General features: G+C 62.5%; 15 protein-coding genes. 5 read left to right on the plus strand and 10 right to left on the minus strand.

Translation table 11 applies throughout. The features are described 5' to 3' along the window. Positions 1 to 133: 133 nt before the first annotated feature. On the plus strand, positions 134 to 331 hold the full coding sequence (locus LF599_RS15410; RefSeq protein WP_269942943.1) for a hypothetical protein: 198 nt from the start codon (positions 134 to 136) through the stop codon (positions 329 to 331). 130 nt (positions 332 to 461) lie between these two features. Here LF599_RS15410 and cobT read toward each other — a convergent pair whose 3' ends face one another. After that, positions 462 to 1,529, minus strand: a complete 1,068-nt coding sequence (gene cobT / locus LF599_RS15415; protein ID WP_279521402.1) for a nicotinate-nucleotide--dimethylbenzimidazole phosphoribosyltransferase — start codon at positions 1,527 to 1,529, stop codon at positions 462 to 464. Between the two features lie 152 nt (positions 1,530 to 1,681). Here cobT and LF599_RS15420 point away from each other — a divergent pair, with 152 nt between their 5' ends. Further along, positions 1,682 to 2,515 carry a WcbI family polysaccharide biosynthesis putative acetyltransferase gene (locus LF599_RS15420; protein ID WP_269942944.1) on the plus strand — a complete coding sequence of 278 codons (834 nt, stop codon included), beginning with the start codon at positions 1,682 to 1,684 and terminating at the stop codon, positions 2,513 to 2,515. Between the two features lie 158 nt (positions 2,516 to 2,673). After that, positions 2,674 to 3,030: a hypothetical protein gene (locus LF599_RS15425; protein WP_279521403.1), complete on the plus strand. Its 357-nt coding sequence runs from the start codon at positions 2,674 to 2,676 to the stop codon at positions 3,028 to 3,030. Between the two features lie 68 nt (positions 3,031 to 3,098). Here the strand turns inward: LF599_RS15425 and LF599_RS15430 are convergent, their stop codons facing one another. From LF599_RS15430 to pyrR, 3 genes are read right to left on the minus strand one after another with little or no spacing between them, the layout of a single operon-like run. Then, on the minus strand, positions 3,099 to 3,701 hold the full coding sequence (locus tag LF599_RS15430; RefSeq protein ID WP_279521404.1) for a hypothetical protein: 603 nt from the start codon (positions 3,699 to 3,701) through the stop codon (positions 3,099 to 3,101). Beyond that, a complete protein-coding gene (thrB, locus tag LF599_RS15435) occupies positions 3,698 to 4,234 on the minus strand; it encodes a homoserine kinase (RefSeq protein WP_279521405.1) in 537 nt (178 codons plus the stop codon). Before thrB ends, LF599_RS15430 begins: the two co-directional genes overlap by 4 nt. A gap of 2 nt (positions 4,235 to 4,236) precedes the next feature. Further along, positions 4,237 to 4,779, minus strand: coding sequence for a bifunctional pyr operon transcriptional regulator/uracil phosphoribosyltransferase PyrR (gene pyrR, locus LF599_RS15440; protein ID WP_279523113.1), 543 nt, complete (start codon positions 4,777 to 4,779; stop codon positions 4,237 to 4,239). Between the two features lie 161 nt (positions 4,780 to 4,940). Here pyrR and LF599_RS15445 point away from each other — a divergent pair, with 161 nt between their 5' ends. Next, positions 4,941 to 5,282, plus strand: a complete 342-nt coding sequence (locus LF599_RS15445; protein WP_279521406.1) for an IscA/HesB family protein — start codon at positions 4,941 to 4,943, stop codon at positions 5,280 to 5,282. A gap of 268 nt (positions 5,283 to 5,550) precedes the next feature. Beyond that, positions 5,551 to 5,871, plus strand: a complete 321-nt coding sequence (locus LF599_RS15450) for an IscA/HesB family protein (RefSeq protein ID WP_279521407.1) — start codon at positions 5,551 to 5,553, stop codon at positions 5,869 to 5,871. A 596-nt stretch (positions 5,872 to 6,467) separates the two neighbouring features. Here LF599_RS15450 and LF599_RS15455 read toward each other — a convergent pair. The 6 genes from LF599_RS15455 to LF599_RS15480 all read right to left on the minus strand — a co-directional run bounded on the left by LF599_RS15455 (position 6,468) and on the right by LF599_RS15480 (position 13,967). Next, positions 6,468 to 7,706, minus strand: coding sequence for a phenylacetate--CoA ligase family protein (locus LF599_RS15455; RefSeq protein ID WP_279521408.1), 1,239 nt, complete (start codon positions 7,704 to 7,706; stop codon positions 6,468 to 6,470). 188 nt (positions 7,707 to 7,894) lie between these two features. Continuing rightward, on the minus strand, positions 7,895 to 8,695 hold the full coding sequence (locus tag LF599_RS15460; protein ID WP_269942950.1) for an ABC transporter ATP-binding protein: 801 nt from the start codon (positions 8,693 to 8,695) through the stop codon (positions 7,895 to 7,897). 117 nt (positions 8,696 to 8,812) lie between these two features. Next, on the minus strand, positions 8,813 to 10,027 hold the full coding sequence (locus LF599_RS15465) for an ABC transporter substrate-binding protein (protein WP_279521410.1): 1,215 nt from the start codon (positions 10,025 to 10,027) through the stop codon (positions 8,813 to 8,815). Between the two features lie 89 nt (positions 10,028 to 10,116). Beyond that, entirely contained in the window at positions 10,117 to 11,163 is a 1,047-nt protein-coding gene (locus tag LF599_RS15470) for a branched-chain amino acid ABC transporter permease (protein WP_269942951.1), read from the minus strand. A 2-nt stretch (positions 11,164 to 11,165) separates the two neighbouring features. Then, the gene (locus LF599_RS15475; RefSeq protein ID WP_279521411.1) at positions 11,166 to 12,053 is read right to left on the minus strand and encodes a branched-chain amino acid ABC transporter permease; all 888 of its coding nucleotides are present in this window, start codon (positions 12,051 to 12,053) and stop codon (positions 11,166 to 11,168) included. Then, positions 12,054 to 13,967: an AMP-binding protein gene (locus LF599_RS15480; RefSeq protein ID WP_279521412.1), complete on the minus strand. Its 1,914-nt coding sequence runs from the start codon at positions 13,965 to 13,967 to the stop codon at positions 12,054 to 12,056. It abuts the gene before it with no gap. Positions 13,968 to 14,091: the final 124 nt, after the last annotated feature.

A 14,091-nucleotide genomic window follows, 5' to 3' on the forward strand; every position in this document is an offset into this window, starting at 1 on the left:
GAAGATAAAAGGTATCAAGTTGTTGGGGGAACGCCAGCCCCGCGGCCCGATCAAGGCCCTAAAGGTTTCCAAATATTCTCCGATAAAAACGGCAAGGAATATGTTCAACACTCCATGGAAGGAGGTACGAATCATGGAAATTGCCGGTTTTGAAGCCTTGGGCCCCAACATGGCCGAACAGATGAAGTCCATCCGCAAGGTTCGCCTCCAGCGCGAAGTGCTGGAGAATCCAGAAGTGGCCCGCGAACTCGTCAAGGTCGAGTCCACAGGCACCTACAACACTCGGGGCGACATCGTCCAAGCCGTTTCAACAGACTTGGGGGATGCATAGTGCGCCACTTGTCCACAAAGTAGGGCCGGTCAGGAAATCCTGACCGGCCCTACTTTTTTATGTATCGTTCAACGTCTCTCCGCCCGTCCGGGCACAAGCCGCTTCCTTCCCCGCGCCGATAAAGACTTTCCTACCGGCTTTCCGACACGCCCGCCGAAGCGAACGTCGCCATCTGATTGAAGATATTGGCGGCGGCGCGAACAAGGAACATTGCGCAGGCCGCGCCGGTGCCTTCTCCCAGTCGAAAACCGAGATGGAGATAGGGGTCGACATCCAGGGCCTCGATCACTGCGGAGTAGCCGGGCTCGGCCGAGGCGTGGCTGAGCAGGCAGTAATCCTTGACCGCGGAATGGATTTTCCAGGCGGAAAGATAGGCGGCGGTGGAGATGAAGCCGTCCACGCAGACAAGCTGGTGGTTCTTGGCCCCGCCCAGGATGAGACCGGCCAGGGCGGCTATCTCGTAACCGCCCAGGGCCGCGAGAATGTCCACCGGGTCGCCGGACTGGATGGCCTGGCTGTTGGCTTCGAGACCACGGCGGATAACGGCGGTCTTGGCCGGGATGACCTCAGGGGCCAGTCCCGCGCCCGGGCCGGTGAGCCCTGCGGGATCGAGACCGAGAAAGGCCGCGTAAAGGGCCGTCGACGGAGTGGTGTTGGAAATGCCCATGTCGCCGGTACCGAGCACGCGGACGCCGTCCTCATGAGCGCGATCGGCCAGGGATACGCCCAGGAGAAGGGCCTGGAGACACTGCTCGCGAGTCATTGCCGGACCGTCGGCCAGGTTGGCGGTGCCGGGCGCGACCTTGGCCTGGATCAGGGCCGGATGATCGTCGAAAGGACCGCCGCAGCAGCCCGCATCCACCACGAAAAGCTCGGCGCCCACGGTCTTGGCCAGGACGTTGATGCCCGCGCCGTCGGCCAGGAAGTTGAGAACCATCTGACGGGTGACCTCCTGGGGATAGGGGGAGACGCCCTCGGCGTTGACCCCATGGTCCCCGGCCACGGTGTAGACCCGCATGGGGTCGGACTGGGGCGGCTGTCCGCCCTGAATGAGATAGAGTTGCAGTGCCAGGGCTTCCAGTCGCCCGAGACTGCCCACGGGCTTGGTCAGGTTGTCGAGATGAGCCTGTCCTTCGGCTTCGATGCTCCGGTCCACAGGAGCTATTCCGTCCAATATCCGCTTGAAAGCTGCTTCCATTATCTATTCCTTAATCATGATAAATTTTGATTCCGAGAGCCATACACCGCCCACCGGGAAGCTGTAAACAGACAAAGCTCGTTGCGGAAACGCCTGCCCCATGCTATCCGTATGGAAAGATTCAGTAATTATTCAAACACATAAGAAAAACCATGACCCGGGAAATCTGCATCATCCACGCCAACTGCCAGGGCGAACCGCTGGCGGCGCGCCTTGAATGCTGCCCGGAATTCCGCGAGCGGTACGAATGCCGCCTGTTCACCAACTACGTGCGCGAGCCGGTTCCGCAACAAGACCTTACCCGCTGCGCCCTGTTCCTGTATCAGCACCTCGGCCCGGACTGGGGCGAGCTGGCCTCCGAACGGCTCGCCGCCATGCTGCCGAAGCAGGCTCGGACCTTGTGTATCCCGAACATGTTTTTCAAGGGATACTGGCCCACCTGGACCGGCCGCGCGGGGTTCGACTTCCGTTGCGAGCTGCTCGACGAATACATCGACGCCGGGCTGTCGGCCGATGAAGCCGTCCTTGTCTATCAACACGCCGATCTGTCCGCGAAGTTCGACCTGCCGGAGATTCTTGCCGAAACCCTGCGGCGCGAAAGGGAACGCGAAGCCCGCACTCCGATCAAATACACACGCATCATTGAGGAGCGGCACGGCCGCGAGCAGCTTTTCAACACGGTCAACCACCCCGGCCGCCTGCTCATGGACCACGCCGCGCGCGGCATACTGCGCGAACTCGGCCTGCCCGGACCGGACGAGACCGCGCTGGCGGCGCTGGGCGCCCCCTTCCCGGAACTGGAACAGCCCATCCATCCCTCGGCAGCAGCCTTTTTCGGATGGGATTTCGCCGGGCCGAACCGGGAGTATTCGATTTACGGCCAGCGGATGACCATTGCCGCCTGGACGGCCCGCTACGTCTGCGCCCGGCAAAACGGCGTGACCGACTTCATCGGCTTTCTGCAAGGGGCGGAAAGCCCAAGTTGACGCCCCCTTCGCAACAATACCCGTTCATTTCGCTTCCGCCGGACAAGGGTTCGTCCTTCTGCATCCGCGGTTTTCGCCTTTGGCGCGGGAGATTGATTATTAAGTTTTCTTAATCGCTATCCGATAGGAGGTATACGCGACCCTCACGGAGGAAGGTCATGTACATCGAAACGGATATCGCACAATTGGAAGGCGGCTCGATTTTCGAGCAGCGGCCCGAAGCGGAAGGACAGGACCAGGCCCTAACGTGGCCCGGCGACGTCGTGGACATCTCGGAGGAGGCGATCTGCGCCTTCCGTAAAGCGGCCATCGAGCCCGTTCGAAGCGGAGCCTATGTCCTGCGGGGCATGGAGCAGCGCATCAGCACGGTCCGGGCAGAAATCTCCCGCATATGGAATTCCGCCCTGCCCGACGATGAAAAGAACATGCAGATATCCGCCCGCGAGAACGAGATAGCCCTGCTCCAGGCGGGCCAGTTCTCCTACGCGCGGGCAGGCTTTCCCCTATTCGTCTGATCCGCGATCAGTCATAAAAAAAGCCGCCGAAGACATCTCCGGCGGCCTTGTTTTTTCCATTCGGAAAATCACTTCAGTCTTGGCGGCCCGATGACGATCATCTCCGCGATGGTGTGGTCCACCTTGGGAAGGCTCCGCAGATTCTTGCCCACGAACTGCATCTCCAGCATGACCAGATCGCGGTACATGGGAGTGCGGTCCACGAACGGGACCTCTTCCATGTCCTTGGTCAATTCCTGGCAGCGGTGACAACCGGGGAAGCGAACTTCCTGGCCCGTGTGGCGGGTGAGCAGGTTGGGCACGCCGTGCATCCGGCAGATCATCAGCCGATGCTCGTACAGACCGCAGATGCCCTGCTTCTCGTCGATGTTCAGGGGGCACATGATGTGCGGCCGTTCGCCCCGGGCCAGGGCCGCCTGGGCCTGGTCCACGTAGTCCTGCGCGCGGGCCTTGACCTCTTCGAGCCGGTCGGCCGGGAGCTTGTTCAGCCCTTCCCACATGTAGGCCCACTCCACATAGGTGTGGTGCTGGAAAAAGGACAGGCAACAGTTGTCGTCGCAGCCGTCGCAGGCCATGCCGATGGGCCGGGCCGTCTCGTCGTATCGGGCGACCATCTTGTCATATATGGCGGCCAGCTTGCGAAAAGCGGCCTTGGGAGTCAGCTTGTTCATTCGATGTCGATGTGTTGAAGGATCAGGTCCACGCACTCCTCGGGAGCGCATTGGTCCGTGCGGATGGTCAGGTCTGCGGCCTTGCGGTACAACGGCAGCCGCTCATGATAGAGATCGCGCATGGTCTTGCCGGGGCCGATGGCCAGCCCCCGGTTCTCGCCGTTCCCCACGCGCTCGATAAAAGTGGCCTCGTCGATGTCGAGCAGGACCACGGGCCCGAGCTCCTTGAGCCGCCTGACCGCCTCGGGGCCGTAGATGACCGAGCCGCCCGTGGATATGACCGTGCGGGCCAGGTTCAGCTCCGAGACCAGTTTTTCCTCAATGCGCAGAAAGTCTTCAAGCCCGTATGTGTCCATGATCCCTTGCAAGGTCAGGCCGTAATAGGACTCCATGTAGCGGTCCGTGTCGAGCTGGCGCCAGTCGAGCCGCCCGGCCAGGATTCCGCCCAAGGTTGACTTGCCCGCTCCGGCCATGCCCACCAGGGTGATGCACGGTTGCGGAACCAGGTCGCGCGTGATGGGGGTGAAGGCCATGCCTATTCGCTCCGAACCAGGCAGACCCGGTCCTCGCCGTCACGCTCGGTGACCAGGACGTTGACATGCTCGTTGCCCAGGGTGTCCAGCTTCTTGCCCACGTAGTCCGCCTGGATGGGCAGCTCGCGATGCCCCCGGTCCACCAGGACCAGCAGCTCAACCCGCTTGGGACGGCCGTAGTCGAGGATGGCCTCCAACGCGGCGCGCACCGTGCGGCCGGAATAAAGCACGTCGTCCACCAGCACGATGGACGCCCCCTCCACTTCAAAGCCGATCTCCGAGCAGTTGATGGTCGGAGCCAGCTCCAGGTTGGTGGTCCAGTCGTCCCGGTAAAGATTGATGTCGAGCTTGCCCAGGGGAATCTTGCGGTTCAGCCGCTCGTCCAGCAGCAGTTTCAGCCGCTCGGCCAGGTCCGCGCCCCGGCGCTGAATGCCCAGGATGGCCAGGGTCTCGTCCTCGCCCCGGCGCTCGTAGATCTCGACGGCCAGCCGTTCCAGGGTTCGGCTCATTTCCTTATCGGACAATATGGTGCCGCAGTCTTTCATCATCTCGGCCTCGCATGGCTAGCGGTTGAAGGAGCGTAGAAAAGTAGCCCATACCCCTTGGCCGGTCAACTCCGCCCGGCGTCCATGGACACTTTCGATTTGACAAAGAGTACTATTGATCTTACCTGTTCATTTCCCGACCCAAATTAGGAGGCATTATAATGATCGAAGTCACTGAAGCTGCTCAGAAGCAGCTTGAAGGCTACTTCCAGGACAAGGAAGCGTCCCCGATCCGCGTATACCTCGCGGCCGGTGGCTGAGCTGGCCCGCGCCTGACCCTGGCTCTGGATGAGCCTAACGATAAGGACGACGTGTCCGAGGCCGGTGGATTCACCTTCCTCGTGGAAAAGGACCTGCTGGCCCAGACCGGCAACATCAAAATCGATATGACCTATTACGGATTCGTCGTCGAGTCCGAGAACTCCGTGAGCGACGGCTCCAGTTGCAGTTGCTCCTCTTCGAGTTCCTGCTCCTCGGCCGGCTCCGGCGGCTGCGGCTGCTAGCCTTCGGCACGACGCATCCATTGCGTTGATCCCATTCCCCGGGCCGAAGCGTACCCCGTACGCATCGGCCCGGGCTTTTTTGCGCCCTGCGACCAACCACGCGGCAAAACGCGGCGAACCGGCCGCCGACAGTTGTGGACAACATTTTTTTAGAACGGAATTCCAATTGGTTGAGCCGACAACAACCACGACTTATCGTTTTTTTCTTTACATCGAATAGATGGGACTTATTCTCTTCAAAACTAACCCCACCCAGGAGATCAAGAAAATGATTACAGTCACCGAATCCGCTCAGAACGAACTGAATAAATATTTCGAGGACAAGGACGTGCAGCCCATCCGTGTGCATCTGGCCGACGGCGGCTGCTCCGGCCCGCGCCTGTCCCTGGCTCTGGACGAACTGCGCGAGGGCGACAAATCCGTGGAGCAGGGAGACCTGACCTTCCTCATCAATGAGGAACTGGCCGAAGCCTCGGGCGCAGTGTCCATCGACATGACCCCCTATGGTTTCACCGTCTCCTCCGAGAACCAGATCGGCGGCGGAGGCTGCGGCTGCTCTTCCTGCGGCACCGGCTCCTGCGGCTGCTAGCTCCCGACCCTCCAGCCTGTTGCAACAAACACGGGCTGCCGCGCATTTGACATGCGCGGCGGCCCGTGCTTTTTCTCGCGCCCGGCCTCAACCGCCTACCCGCTCCCAGCCTTTCCGCCCGAAGATTTCCGCCACGATGTCGCCTCTCTCATTGGACAGCGAAGGTCCGCTCTTCCACCTCAATGGATCGACATTTTTTCACAAGATAAAATCGGACTAATTATTTTTTCTAAAAAGTAACTTTGTCCGAAATTATTTTCCTACTTTCAAAAAGCAAAGACGACGGTTCCGGCCAGGCCAAAAACCTTTTGGAGCTGTGGACGGCCGCGCCACGTTCTCGCGCCCCAATCCGGCCGGAGAAAGGCTAACGGCATGACGCCGTACCAGCGAGGACGCGCACTACTCTCCATGAGCAAGCGATTTGAATGAGGGAAATAAAAGGGAGGTTCCCGGCGCGTCCGAATCAAGCGGCAGGCCGAGGCAATCCCGGCGCGGAGAGCTGTCCGGCAGGCCCTTGCGGACAAAGAAAAAGGGCGGTGCTCGCATGGCACCGCCCACTTCGATTAGGACCGCAATCCCGGCCCTGACAGCCGGGTTTAATCGAAAGTTCTTTCATCGACGAGACGGGGAGCGTCGTCCGGCAGGGAGCCGGGGGCGCAGGTCTCGACGACTGGTCGCAATTTCATTGTAGCCTGGAAGTCGGCCTCGAAACTTTCCGTATCGAAAGGCTGCGCCGTTTCGGCCACAACCACGAGTACGTCCATGTCCATAACACGCTTTACTCTGATCTGCCAGCCGGAAATGGACGGATATCCGGAAAAGACCGTGGAGGCTTGCCCCGGGTAGATGAACTGTCCCTTGACCTTGGCCGTATCGTCGGCCCGCCCTTTCCATCCGGTAAGCTTTCTGGCCGTTCGGCCGCAGGCGCATTCGCTCAAATCCATGGATGACAGGTCGCCCGTGGCCAGGCGGACCAGCGGATAATCGGTGAAGAACGGCGTGACCACGACCTCGCCCACCTCACCGTCCGGCACAGGCAGCCCGGTGGCCGGGTCGCATATTTCCACATGCCGGTAGTTGGACAGGTGCATTCCGCCCAGCTCCCGGCACTCGTAGGCGATGCAGCCCACGTCGGCCGTGCCGTATCCCTGTCGGACGGTAATGCCGAACATCTCCTCCACCTCGGCACGCAGGGATTCGGGCAGGGGCTCCGCCGCGACATATGCCTTTTCCAAATGGAAATCCTGCTGCGGGTCCAGCCCGGCGGCCATGGCCTTTTCGCCGATGACCTTCAGGTAGCTGGTCATGCCCACAAACGCCGTTACAGGGAGGCTGGTCAAAAACTCGATCTGCTTCTCCGTGTTGCCCGGCCCGGCCGGAATCACGGCGCAACCGATGTCCCGAAGCGGCTCCTCCAGCATCAGCCCGGCCGGAGTCATGTGGTAGGAAAAAGTCATCTGGGCGATGTCGCCCGGACGGAATCCAGCGGCGAAGAACCCCTCGGACCATGCCCAGTAGTCCGGTTCGCGCCCCTCTGGGTCGAAGATGGGACCGGGCGACTGATAGATGCGCGACAGCTCACCCGGACGGACGCTCAGAAACCAGCCTATGCCGTGTTCCCGCTGCCACTCGACAATGTCCTTCTTGCGCAGGGGCGGGATTTTCCCGAAATCCTCCCAACCCTTGAAGTCCCGGGCGGACGCGCCCATCTCACTCAATCTGGCCTGAAACTCGCCCGACGACCGCTCCGCCGCCGCCAGCACTTCCCGCACGCCTTTCCACTTGCGCTTCATCCGCTTCTCGCGCGGTTCCGTCTCATATTCGGTGTAGTACATGGATGAATGCCTCCGGCGGCCGGACGAACTCCCCGTACGGACGTATCCCCCGGCCCCACCTTGCTGATCTTGTTGCGCTCCGCCTTCCGCGAAGGGGCCTGCCCGACATTCGTGCCTCGTAACTCTACGTCAGATGACGTTTTTTCGCCACCTCTCTCGACACGGCCGCGCCGGGAAAGGCCACGCCGTCATCCAAGCCAACGCTTCCGCCTGCGGTAATGCTTCACGTCCCGATAGCTTTTCCTGTCCCCGGAACACCCCATGCCGAGATAGAATTCCTGAACGTCCGGGTTGTCGAGGAACTCCCGGGCCGTGCCGTCCATGACCACCCGGCCGTTCTCCATGATGTAGGCGGTCTCGGCCACGGAAAGAGCGGCGCGCGCATTCTGCTCCACCAGCAGGATGGCCACGCCCTCCTTCCGGTTGAACCGCCGGATTATGTCGAAAATCTCCTCCACCAGGAGCGGGGCCAGCCCCAGGGACGGTTCGTCGAGCAGCAGCAGTCTGGGCTTGGCCATGACCGCCCGGCCGATGGCGCACATCTGCTGCTCGCCGCCGGACATGTAGCCCGCGAGTTGTCTGCGCCGCTCCTTGAGCCTCGGAAAATACTCGTACACCAGGGCCAGAGAGTCGGCCGTCTCCGTCTTGGGCCGGGTGAACGCCCCGCAGCGCAGGTTCTCCTCCACGGTCAGGTCCTCGAAAATGCGGCGGCCCTCCATGACCTGGAAAATCCCCTTGCGCACGATCCGCTCCGGCGGCAGCCCCTGAACGGGCTCGCCCCGGTAGGTCACCGCGCCGTCCGTGACCTCGCCGTCCTCGCACTGCAACAGGCCGGAGATCGCCTTCAGCGTCGTGGACTTGCCCGCCCCGTTCGCGCCGAGCAGCGCGGTGATCTTCCCTTCCGGGCAAGCCAGGGACAACCCCTTCAGGACCAGCACCACGTCGTTGTAGACCACTTCCAGATTCTCGACTTTGAGTATGTCGCTCACGTTGCCTCCGGGCTCTCCATCAAAATTTTCTTTCCCTCCGGGCGTAACGCCCGGAAGATTCCGATGGGCCGGGGGAAGAACCTGTCATGCGGTCAGCCCCCGGCCTTTCCTTCCGGATCAATGTCCCAGCCAGTCCTCCCTCCGTTCGAGAATCTGCTCCTTCACGAAGGTCAGCTTCCCGTCTTTGACGGTGTAAAGGAACACGGCCATGTTCGGGCGATGGTCGTCGGGAAAGTAGGAGATGAGCGGGGCCAGCCCCATGGGATCGAAGTCCCGCAGGGTCTCCAGGGCGGTCTTGAGGGACTCGCCGGTCAGCTCGCCGTTGGCCAGGGCCCGCTTCATGCCCTCGGCCATGACCAGCGCCGAAACAAAGCCGCGCGTGTAGTGCGTCATCTGCGGCTGGTTGCCGGTGATCTCCATGATCGCCTTCATGCCCGGCACGTCCTGCCCGTACACTGCGGCGGCCTGGTTGGAATAGACGCCGTCGGCATCCGCGCCCGCCAGCTTGGACAGGTTCTCGTCACACCCCCATATGTTGATGAAGAAGGTCGTGTTCATGCCGATGTTCTTGGCCGACTTGAGAATGACCGAGGTGGACGGGGTGGTGCCCCCGATCCAGCAGTAGTCCGGGGCCGCGTCCTTGAGCGGCAGCAGCTCCGTCGTGGCGTCGATGGCGTTGAGCGCCACGTTTGCCTCGCCCACGATCTCGAAACCCAGCTCCTTGGCGTACTCCTTGCCGCCCTTGATGGGGGCCAGCCCGTAGGGGTGGTCGGGGTAGATGAAGGCGATGCGCGGGGCGCGCGACTCGGTCCAGCCATCCTTGAAGTACTTGATGGCCGCCCGGCACTGGGTTGAATAGTCGGCGGCGCTGAAGAAGTTGTACGGAGCCACCTTCGGATCGGTCAGATGGGCCGAATAGGAGGCGGACAGGTTCGGCACCTTGTCCTTGGCCAGGGTGGGAACCAGGGCCTCGGTCACGGCCGAGCCGTATCCCTGAATGCAGACCACGTGATCGGTGTTGACCATCTTCTTGTACAGGGAAAGGCCCTGCTGCACCTTGTAGGCGGTATCCTGGAGGTCGAAGACGATGGGACGGCCGTTGACGCCGCCCAGCCCGTTGACATACTCGACCCCGCCCTTGAGCCCCTCGGCGTAGGGCGCGCCCACGGACGAAGTGGGCCCGGACAGATCGACGAGCCCGCCGACGCGGATGGGCTCGGCCTTCTTTTCGGAAGTTGCAGCCGGTTTTTCCTCCCCGCCTCCGCAGCCCGTAAGCACCAGCCCGGCCAAAAGCAGGGTGCAGACCGCGGTTATGATTTTTCCAACCCTCATGCAGATCTCCTTGAGGTTGAAGTTGTGCGTTCCGTATCGGGAACGCCGCCTATGTCCACCCGCCGGACGGCGGGATTGCGACCGCCTCCCTAATGGGCGAACGGATAAAGTTTCCAGTACGCCTTTATCAGCCGCCAGCGATGGGCCAGCCCTTCCGGCTCGAAAATGAGAAAAAGGATGAGTACCAGGCCGAAGACCCCTTCGCGCATGGCGACCACGTGCAGGGCTATACCGGGCCAGAACCCGGCCAGGGTGTTGGCCAGCGCGTTCAGGACCTCGGGCAGGAGCACGATGAACACGGCTCCGAAGACCGACCCGAGGACCGACCCCAGCCCGCCGATGATAATCATGGCCAGGTAGGAAATGGACAGGCCGATGTTGAACTGCTCCGCCGAGATGTACCCCGTATAATGGCCCCACAGGCCGCCCGCCACGCCCGCCAGGAACGAACTGACCCCGAAGGCCACGAGTTTGTACCGGAACAGGTTCACGCCCACGATCTCGGCGGACAGATGGAAATCGCGGATGGACACGAAAGCCCGGCCATACTTGCTCCGCATTATGTTGGTAACCATGAGCAGGGCTCCGGCGGCAAAGGCAAGGAGCAGGAAATACATGCGGATCTCGGAGTCGAAGGCGAACCCGAGGATGGACGGAGGCTTCAGGAGCAGGCCGTTGGACCCGCCGGTGAGCGCGCCCCCGTGCAGGAAGACATATTCAAGGACCAGTTGGGCGGCCAGGGTGGCGATGGCCAGATAGATGCCCTTGAGCCTGAGGGAAGGCACGCCGAAGACCATGCCCACCAGGGCCGTCACCAGCCCGCCGGTGAGGATGGCCAGGGGAAAGGGCACGCCGTGAACCGAACATTGCCCGGCGGCATAGGCCCCCACGCCCAGGAACGCGCCGTGTCCCAGGGATATCTGGCCGCACACCCCGGTCAGGAGGTTGAGCGACACCGCGCCGATGACCGAGATGAAGACCAGGTTGACAATGGAGGTCAGGTGGGTGTTCAGGACGAACGGAGCCGCGCACAGTATCGCCAGGAACAGGCCGACCATGCTTTTCTGGAACCCGGACGGAAAGACCTGGGCCTCGGCCCGATAGGAGGTGAAGAAGAGTCCGCATTTGCCCTGCATGGCTACAACCTCTCAATCTCTTTGGTGCCGAACAGTCCGTAGGGCTTTATCATCAGGATGACGACCAGGACGATGAAGGCCGCCACCTCCCGGAACCCGCCAAGGCCGAGGAGCTGCCGCGCCGCGCCGTCGCAGACGTTTTCGAGCACGCCGATTATCAGCCCCCCAAGGGCTGCGCCGAGCAGGGAGTCCAGGCCGCCGAGGATGACCGCCGGGAAGACCTTGAGCCCCAGGTGGCCGATATGGGCGTTGATGCCGTTGATGTTGCCGAGGATGACCCCGCCCACGGCCGAGACGACGCAGGCTATGCACCAGCTCATGGCGAAGATGTTCTTGATGCCGATGCCCATGGACTGGGCGGCCTGCTGATCGAAGGCCGTGGCCCGCATGGCCACGCCCATGCGCGAGAACTTGAAGAAGACGGAAAAGACCGCGAACAGGAGCGCGGAAAGGATGAAGGCCGCGATATACACCGGGGCCACGGGCAGCCCGGCGATCACGACCGGCTCGGTGGGCAGGACCTGGGGATAGACCCTGATCTGCGTGCCCCAGAAAAGCTGGACCACGGACTTGAGCACCGAGCTCATGCCCACGGTGACCATGATGACAGAAATATGCTCCTCGCCGATGAGCGGCCTGAGCACCATGCGCTCGATGACCAGACCAAGCAGCACCGAAAAGACCAGGGTGACGAGAAAGGCCCAGACGAACGGGATGTGGAACTGCACCGTCAGGGCGAAGCAGACGTAGGCCCCGGCCATGACCAGTTCGCCCTGGGCGAAGTTGACCACCTTGGTGGCCTTGTAGATGACCACGAAACCGAGCGCCACCAGGGAATAGATGGAGCCGACCACCAGGCCGTTGACGATGAGTTGCAGGTAGTATTCCACTTAGGCCTCCATGTCTTCGATGCGGATATCGCCGCACATCCGCCTCACCCGGCCGTCCTGATAGGCGATCTCGGTTTCGAGGCTGAGGACGCAGGCGTCGGTGTAGAGCGCGTCGATGAGCGTGCCGTACCGCTCGTTGATGGTCCCGCGGCGGACCTTCCGCGTGCGGGTCAGCTCGCTGTCGTCCGGGTCAAGCTCTTTGTAGAGCAGGCCAAACCGCCGAATGCGCGTCTCCTCGGGCAGATCCGCGTTGGTCTTCGCCACCTCTTCCCGAATGAGTGCGTAGACCTCGTCCTTGGCGGCCAGGTCCTGATAGGTGGTGTAGGTAATCATCCTCGATTCGGCCCAATGGCCCACGATGGCCATGTCGATGCACAGGATGGCGGCCACGAACCCGCGCCCGTCGCCCAGGACCACGGACTCGCGCAGAAACGGCGAGAACTTGAGCTTGTTCTCCAGGAACTGGGGCGAAAACCTGGTGCCGTCTGCGAGGCGCATGACGTCCTTGAGCCGGTCGATGACCACCAGCCGCCCGTTGTCGTCGAAGTAGCCCGCGTCGCCCGAAAGCAGCCAGCCGTCCGGGGTCAGGGTCTCGCGGGTGGCCTCCTCGTTCCGGTAGTAGCCCAGAAAGACGGCGGGCGACCGGGACTGGATCTCGCCTTCGTCCGAGATGCGCACCTCGGTTTCGGGAATGGGCGCGCCCACGGAGGTGAAGTCCACCTCCCCCTCCTTGTGAATGCAGGAAATGCCCGCGATCTCGGTCTGGCCGTAAATCTGCTTGAGGTTGACGCCAACGGCGTGGAAAAAGCGGAAGACGTCCGGCCCGAGGGCCGCGCCGCCGGTGGTGGCCGAGCGGATGCGCGAAAGGCCCAGCCTGTCCCGCAGGGCGCGGAAGAGCCCCTGGTCGGCCAGAAAATACTTGAACCGAAGCCACGGCGACGGGGTTTCGCCCGCGAAGACCGTGTCCACGTACTCGTAGCCCACGGGCAGGAAACGGTTGTAGAGATACCGCTTGAGCGGAGTGGTCTCCATGATGTCGCCCGCCACCTTGGCCGCGATGGACTCGTACACGCGCGGCGGGGAGAAGATGAAGTGCGGGCCGATCTCGCGGGAGTCCGCCGAGGCCGTGGCCGGGGTCTCGGGGAAGTTGACGCAGAACCCGAAAAGCAGGGCCGAGGCCACGGCCATCATCTGCTCGCCCATCCAGGCCAGGGGCAAAAAGGAGACAAACTCGTCGCTCGCTGTCTTGGGATCGTGCAGGCCAAGGTTGTGGGCCATGGACAGCAGGTTCTTGTGGGAGAGCACGGCCAGCTTGGGACGGCCCGTGGTTCCCGAGGTGGTGGCGACGAGGCACGGATCGTCCGGCTTCACCTTCCGGGCCAGCTCCCGGAACCGGGCCAGGCAGTCGCCCCCCTTCACCCGACCCATGCGGCGCACGGCATCGAAACTCGCAAGCCCCTCCACCTTCGCCTCGTAGGCCTGGAGCCCCTTGGGCTCGTGGTAGACGATATTCCTCAGCTCCGGCAGCCTCCGGCGAAACGAGAGCATCTTGTCCACCTGTTCCTGGTCCTCGGCAACCACCAGACGGCACTGGGACAGGGCAAAGACGTACTCGATCTCCTCGGCCGGGGAGTCCTGATACAGCCCGAGGGCCATGCCGCCCAGCCCCTGGATGGCCAGCTCGGCCCAAATCCACTCGGGCCGGTTGTCGCCGATGAGGATGACGATATCCCCCTTGCCCAGGCCCAAGGCCTCCAGCCCACAGGCGAACTCGGCGGTGATGCGCAGGGATTCCTCCCAGGTCACGGCCTGCCAGACGCCCCAGGCCTTTTCGCGCAGGGCGGTCTTGCTGGGCCGGTCCCCGGCCTGCCTGACGAGCAGCCGGGGCAGCGTGGTCATGTATGGTTTGGCCATTCAACGTCCTCGTCGGCCCGGCGCGCGGCCGGACCTATCCTTCTCTGGTTTCCATCAAACCGAGGGCCTGGAACACCCGCCGCCCGCCGATCCCGCCACTTGGTGCGGCCCAGGGGCGCGGCCT

The organism is Pseudodesulfovibrio thermohalotolerans, from assembly GCF_021353295.2.
GTDB lineage: Bacteria > Desulfobacterota > Desulfovibrionia > Desulfovibrionales > Desulfovibrionaceae > Pseudodesulfovibrio > Pseudodesulfovibrio thermohalotolerans.

What these genes read in the sequence shown, in the direction of transcription:
- LF599_RS15480 (WP_279521412.1), bottom strand. Translation starts at nt 13,967, where the DNA reads ATGGCCAAACCATACATGACCACGCTGCCCCGGCTGCTCGTCAGGCAG.
- cobT (WP_279521402.1), bottom strand. Translation starts at nt 1,529, where the DNA reads ATGGAAGCAGCTTTCAAGCGGATATTGGACGGAATAGCTCCTGTGGAC.
- LF599_RS15410 (WP_269942943.1), top strand. Translation starts at nt 134, where the DNA reads ATGGAAATTGCCGGTTTTGAAGCCTTGGGCCCCAACATGGCCGAACAG.
- LF599_RS15425 (WP_279521403.1), top strand. Translation starts at nt 2,674, where the DNA reads ATGTACATCGAAACGGATATCGCACAATTGGAAGGCGGCTCGATTTTC.
- LF599_RS15420 (WP_269942944.1), top strand. Translation starts at nt 1,682, where the DNA reads ATGACCCGGGAAATCTGCATCATCCACGCCAACTGCCAGGGCGAACCG.
- LF599_RS15455 (WP_279521408.1), bottom strand. Translation starts at nt 7,706, where the DNA reads ATGTACTACACCGAATATGAGACGGAACCGCGCGAGAAGCGGATGAAG.
- LF599_RS15430 (WP_279521404.1), bottom strand. Translation starts at nt 3,701, where the DNA reads ATGAACAAGCTGACTCCCAAGGCCGCTTTTCGCAAGCTGGCCGCCATA.
- LF599_RS15470 (WP_269942951.1), bottom strand. Translation starts at nt 11,163, where the DNA reads ATGCAGGGCAAATGCGGACTCTTCTTCACCTCCTATCGGGCCGAGGCC.
- thrB (WP_279521405.1), bottom strand. Translation starts at nt 4,234, where the DNA reads ATGGCCTTCACCCCCATCACGCGCGACCTGGTTCCGCAACCGTGCATC.
- pyrR (WP_279523113.1), bottom strand. Translation starts at nt 4,779, where the DNA reads ATGAAAGACTGCGGCACCATATTGTCCGATAAGGAAATGAGCCGAACC.
- LF599_RS15450 (WP_279521407.1), top strand. Translation starts at nt 5,551, where the DNA reads ATGATTACAGTCACCGAATCCGCTCAGAACGAACTGAATAAATATTTC.
- LF599_RS15465 (WP_279521410.1), bottom strand. Translation starts at nt 10,027, where the DNA reads ATGAGGGTTGGAAAAATCATAACCGCGGTCTGCACCCTGCTTTTGGCC.